This window comes from Microcoleus sp. B6-A1, assembly GCF_036705085.1.
GTDB lineage: Bacteria > Cyanobacteriota > Cyanobacteriia > Cyanobacteriales > Microcoleaceae > Microcoleus.
The window spans coordinates 1-4,919 of the sequence record NZ_JAUBTU010000118.1; the positions used below are offsets into that span (position 1 = coordinate 1).

A 4,919-nucleotide genomic window follows, 5' to 3' on the forward strand; every position below is an offset into this window, starting at 1 on the left:
AGTTACATCGTCAAATATTTTTAACTGGTTTACACACTGCTGTTATTGTACCTCATCTTTCTGAGAAAGGCTATACATAAGCTGGCAAGTGTTGAGTCAATGCGATCGCTCTCAATCAGGGCGATCGATGCTTTCCCCACTGCGATCAATCAATGCGATCAATACCCGCCACCGTCACCGCCATCAATGACCAATGCCCTTACTGATGACTGATGACTGATGACTGAGGGCTGATGACTAAAGCGATCAACCGATACCCAGGATAGAACCTATGGCTCAAACCAAATTCGGTGGCTGCAAGGTAGCTGCTGCCAAACTAGGAATCTCTGTTGAAGAATATCTGCAAAAAACCCAATCCGGCTTGAAATGGTGTTTCTCTTGCCGAGACTGGCTTCCGTCCGATGGATTTAGCCGGGACAGAACCACGCATGACGGCAAAGTTGACACTCCCCTGGCTGAAGCCGAGGGGATTTTTAATTCAGCGACTGACCTTAAAATGTTCTGTCCTTGCGGCAATATGTGAAAAGTAGATATCTGATGCGATCGATCGTTCCAACAAATCTGGCAGCAGCCACAGAAATTAGAACATCATGCTTCGCTGTAAGTTTCAGTTCCAGTATGTTCAGGGTAATCTCTTTCAGCCAAAGGGCGATAATCTGATTTTGCCCTACAAAACCAAACATCGCAAAGGAACGGATAAAAATGAGTTTCCGATCGATTTGCAAGGCTGTCAGATTCTCCCTGAATATAATCGTCCTTCAGTTACTTCTCGTTAGGGTGCTTCGCAATGGGGGGGCGTTGTTTTGCCATTGGAGGCAAAGTCTATGGTTCCCAACTTCTCGATCGAGTATAAAAACTTGTGGGTTCGCTGTTCCAAAGAAAATAACATCTGGAACTCCGAAATACTCGATCCTGAACGCAACCCCATCTCGGTACTGCTGGTTGACTCAAAAACCTCTCTTGCTAAAGCTCTCAACGAAGCTTACCAACAAATTGATTGGTTTTTGAATGAATCCGAGTTTTGTATCGAGTTTCCCGATAGCAATTTCTAGATTGAAACTCCAGAGCCTTCTCTGGAGTTTCTTTTTTTACAACATCATCAGATTTCAGAAGGAGTAACATGACCATTCGATTTCCCAAAAAAAGTGAAAAATTCCCTGAGCCTTCTTCAAATTCTTCTAGTGATTCTAAGGAATCTTCCACGAAATTAGATTTTCCATCACTTTTTAGGAGGTTAACTGCCAAATTGCGCTGGGAACGAAAGCATATTGAACCGGAATTAGGTGAGCTTTTCTGCTATTACGACCACAAATGCTACATTTTCTTAACACCCCCCTGTGATGAAGAATATGTAGGAGAAGGTTACGGGTTCTATCGAAACGATCGCACAGAACAATACGAGGAAATTGGTCGGCGTTTGGCTAAAATGTGGTCAATCGACCAAGAAACAGAAGAGAGGAAAGTAAATCACTACAGTCGTGGGACTAAGTAGTGCTTCGCTGTCGGGTAGTGACTTTTTCTCTTAATTTCTATGTCACTACCCTATCTTCACAAAATTGACAATGCCGGCTCCGAATCTTATTCTTTCATCCATCCTGATGCTATTCCCAATGACAGACCAGCTCTCAGATTAGCTAATCGGTTACGTTGGGACAGGCTCAATGTTGCACCGGACTTAGACCAACTCTATCGCTACTACCGTAACACCTGTTCTCTTGCAGATAAAACCCAAGGGTTTGAACCTGCTAGATATCCAGAAACTTACGAAGAAATTGGCAAACTTTTAGCTCAGATGTGGTCAATCGATCGGCTCACAGAAGTGAAAGAATTGAACTATTACAGTCGTGGCAAAGGTTAATGCTTCGCTGTAGAGTGGCAGTTTTTTAACTAATAGTTAATTATGCACACTCAGAGTTTAAACTTTTTGGGGCAAAATAGCCAAATCCAGTATGAAAAACTGACTACTCAAGCTTTGTTTGAGACGGAATATATTGAGCCATATTTAGGTTCAATATTATTCCCTTACTACCGCCATTACTGCGTTATCTCGGTACTCGGCATCACCTACTCTCAAAAGAACTTTGGAATTTTTGATAGCGGTTGTTATGCCGATCGATACGATCGGATTGCGATGCTTCTCAAAAGAATCTAAAAATTTGCAGAAAAAGTGACTGTTACATCGCGCTTGTAACAGTCAATTACTTAACTGAAAACACAATTAATTATACCACAGATGAAAGTATTTTTCACAGGGCCCGAAAATCTAAAAATAATTCCTCCTCAAGTCAGCTTAAAAATCTGTAAAGTAGTTGGAATCAAGGCTGAAATCTTAATAGGAAACTTTAGTGACTTTGATGAAATTGCTTTAGGACTCTTGTTTCTCTTAGAATATTCTAAGGTGACGGTTTATCAAACGGGTAACAAAGAGAATCTAGGATATCCGATCGTCAATGTTGGTGAATATCCTACGCCTGATATTGCCATGAGTGCAGAAGCAGATTTCATGCTTGCCGTTTGCGACGGAAAAAGCCCCAGAGTTACTGCCAATCTTCAACGGATGCCAGCCGAGCGTATCCGCATTATCCGAGTTTAGCTTCTCTTATGAACAGGAATTGCGGATTGTTTCGGTTCCTGAGAAAGTGACAAACTGTAACTGATCGACCGTAGCGAACTGTTGCCGAACGGTATGCGGGATATTGTTTGACTTCAATCTGCCCTTCGGGTGTTGGGCTGGGAAGTCTTTCTGACAAACGAGCATCAGTAGCAGTATAGACGAAAAAGGTGAGCGCCACCACTGTCAAGGATTTCTATGGATAACAGTAAATTCTCTAGTTTCACAGTGAACCTCAGAAATTTCTCCTCTTTTAAGTCTAGCAGTTTTCACGGGGACAGGCGCTCATTCCTTGCACACCGCAGTCCTGCGAGCGCAGTTCTCTCTCAACGAAGTGACAAAAAAAACGTTATTTTCGATTTTATCCTGATCTCCTTGTGAAATTACGAGTATATGAAAAATAAGACAAAACTACAATAACTGCTTGGGAGTTAAGAATGACAAACGAATCCACAGTGCAATTCATCATTGACTTGACAACTACAGGCTTAGAAGAGGAGGAACTAAATCGGCTAACGGTAACTCTGCTGCAACAGATGAAGGACTTAGATGAATTTGAAAAAGTGAATCGGGTTGCAGTTGAAGATGAAGATATCCCAAAAGATGCCAAGTCAATTGAAGGTTTTATAGTGGGAATGTTGATGGCTGAAGTTAATAGCCAAAATATTATAAGTGCAATCTCGTGGGTGCACCGTCGCCTGAGTGGAAAAACCCTTAAATTCACAATCAAAACCCCCCAAGGTACAGAAATAAGCTTGGAAGGTAGCACTTTGAAGGATATTGAGGCTCTCATGCAAAAGGCAGAAAAATTTCTCAACGAGACTGAAGATCCCAAATAGCGTAAGAAACACTAAGTCCTGAGTAGCCAATCCATGACTAACACCTATAAAACTTATCTCATTGGCAGATAAAAGCCAATTCGTAGTTGCGCTAAAACGCTTTAGCACAACTACAGACCTAAACAATAACGTTTGCGACACTTGCGTAATTGCTAAGTTAGTAGTTAGCAAAAGTGATGGGCAGTAATATCATTAGCAGTTGAATTGGTAAAAATTGTAAAAACAAAAGGGGTTATGAAATAAATGGCTAAAGTCGCGTTACTGATAGGGGTAAGTGAGTATCAACATGGTTTTAATCAATTACCCGGAGTTCGACAAGATGTAGTAGCAATGCAACGAGTGTTGCAGAACCCAAAGATGGGTGGTTTTGATGTGAGAACTCTTGAGAATCCTAGTCTAGAGGAAATGCGGAAAGCCATTGAAACTTTGTTTTCAGGTTGTCAAAGAGATGATGTGGTATTGCTTTATTTTTCTGGTCATGGCATTACGGATAACAGTGGCAATCTTTACTTTGCGATTCCCAGCACGGAGAAAAGACGATTCCAAGCGACAGCAGTGGAAGCCAGTTTTGTGCATAGAATTATGAATAATAGCGATTCTAAGCGACAAGTAGTGATTTTAGATTGTTGCTTTAGCGGTGCGTTTGCCCAGGGTATGATAGCTAAAAATAATGATTTTGTGAATATCAGAAACGAATTGGGTGGAGAAGGGCGAGCTGTTCTAACATCTTCGACTTCCACCCAATATAGTTTTGACGATACTTACACCCGTTATATAGTTGAGGGACTGAAGACTGGTGCAGCAGATCGGGATCAAGACGGTTGGATTTGTGTTGATGAATTACATGACTATGCCAAACAAAAAGTTCAAGAATCTGTTCCGGCAATGAAACCGGAGATATATGCAATTAGAGAAGGCTATAAGATCCAACTTGCTAAAGCACCGACTGACGATCCGAACCTCAAATATCGTCAAGAAGTTGAGTTTTGGGCAAAACAGGGCAGCGGAGAGATTATACCTTTTGGTCACGCTACATTAGACGCGCTACGAGCTAGTCTGAAACTAACAACTGAGGCTGCTACTGCTATTGAGGCTGAAGTTTTAGAACCTTACCGAATATATAAAGAAAGATTGCAGAAATATGACAATCAGTTCCGTAAACAAATTGAAAGTGAGTTTCCTGTTAGTGATAATACTCGCTATAATTTGAAACGTTTTCAGCATATTTTAGGGCTTAGAGATGAAGATGTAGCACTGATTGAAAATCGTATATTCGGTGAAAGAGACCGCCAATACCAAGACAATTTGCAGAAATATGAGGGTGAGTTTCGCCAAGAAGCTGAACGCGATTTTCCTATCAGCGATCGAACTCGCGCTAATTTGAAAACACGCCAGCAAGATTTAGGACTCAGAGATGAAGATGTAGAAACGATTGAAAATCTTATATTGACTGAAATAAACCGTCAATA

General features: G+C 41.3%; 8 protein-coding genes. All 8 read left to right on the plus strand.

All coding sequences use genetic code 11. The features are described from left to right. The first annotated feature begins 271 nt into the window (after positions 1-271). On the plus strand, positions 272-523 hold the full coding sequence (locus QUB11_RS28005) for a hypothetical protein (RefSeq protein WP_333392205.1): 252 nt from the start codon (positions 272-274) through the stop codon (positions 521-523). Positions 524-824: 301 nt separating this feature from the next. Continuing rightward, positions 825-1,052: a hypothetical protein gene (locus tag QUB11_RS28010; RefSeq protein WP_333392206.1), complete on the plus strand. Its 228-nt coding sequence runs from the start codon at positions 825-827 to the stop codon at positions 1,050-1,052. A gap of 68 nt (positions 1,053-1,120) precedes the next feature. Further along, entirely contained in the window at positions 1,121-1,492 is a 372-nt protein-coding gene (locus QUB11_RS28015) for a hypothetical protein (protein WP_333392208.1), read from the plus strand. Positions 1,493-1,531: 39 nt separating this feature from the next. Beyond that, entirely contained in the window at positions 1,532-1,858 is a 327-nt protein-coding gene (locus tag QUB11_RS28020) for a hypothetical protein (protein ID WP_333392210.1), read from the plus strand. Between the two features lie 42 nt (positions 1,859-1,900). Further along, on the plus strand, positions 1,901-2,152 hold the full coding sequence (locus QUB11_RS28025) for a hypothetical protein (protein ID WP_333392212.1): 252 nt from the start codon (positions 1,901-1,903) through the stop codon (positions 2,150-2,152). A gap of 81 nt (positions 2,153-2,233) precedes the next feature. Further along, complete coding sequence (locus tag QUB11_RS28030; protein WP_333392214.1) at positions 2,234-2,593, plus strand: hypothetical protein; 360 nt, start codon at positions 2,234-2,236, stop codon at positions 2,591-2,593. A gap of 455 nt (positions 2,594-3,048) precedes the next feature. Beyond that, complete coding sequence (locus tag QUB11_RS28035; RefSeq protein WP_333392215.1) at positions 3,049-3,450, plus strand: hypothetical protein; 402 nt, start codon at positions 3,049-3,051, stop codon at positions 3,448-3,450. Between the two features lie 243 nt (positions 3,451-3,693). Further along, the coding region (locus QUB11_RS28040) for a caspase family protein (protein ID WP_333392216.1) at positions 3,694-4,919 on the plus strand (1,226 nt) is incomplete at its 3' end.

Bases quoted from the DNA above. Each gene is read 5' to 3' on its own strand.
- QUB11_RS28025 (WP_333392212.1), top strand. From the start codon at position 1,901: ATGCACACTCAGAGTTTAAACTTTTTGGGGCAAAATAGCCAAATCCAG.
- QUB11_RS28020 (WP_333392210.1), top strand. From the start codon at position 1,532: ATGTCACTACCCTATCTTCACAAAATTGACAATGCCGGCTCCGAATCT.
- QUB11_RS28005 (WP_333392205.1), top strand. From the start codon at position 272: ATGGCTCAAACCAAATTCGGTGGCTGCAAGGTAGCTGCTGCCAAACTA.
- QUB11_RS28030 (WP_333392214.1), top strand. From the start codon at position 2,234: ATGAAAGTATTTTTCACAGGGCCCGAAAATCTAAAAATAATTCCTCCT.
- QUB11_RS28010 (WP_333392206.1), top strand. From the start codon at position 825: ATGGTTCCCAACTTCTCGATCGAGTATAAAAACTTGTGGGTTCGCTGT.
- QUB11_RS28035 (WP_333392215.1), top strand. From the start codon at position 3,049: ATGACAAACGAATCCACAGTGCAATTCATCATTGACTTGACAACTACA.
- QUB11_RS28015 (WP_333392208.1), top strand. From the start codon at position 1,121: ATGACCATTCGATTTCCCAAAAAAAGTGAAAAATTCCCTGAGCCTTCT.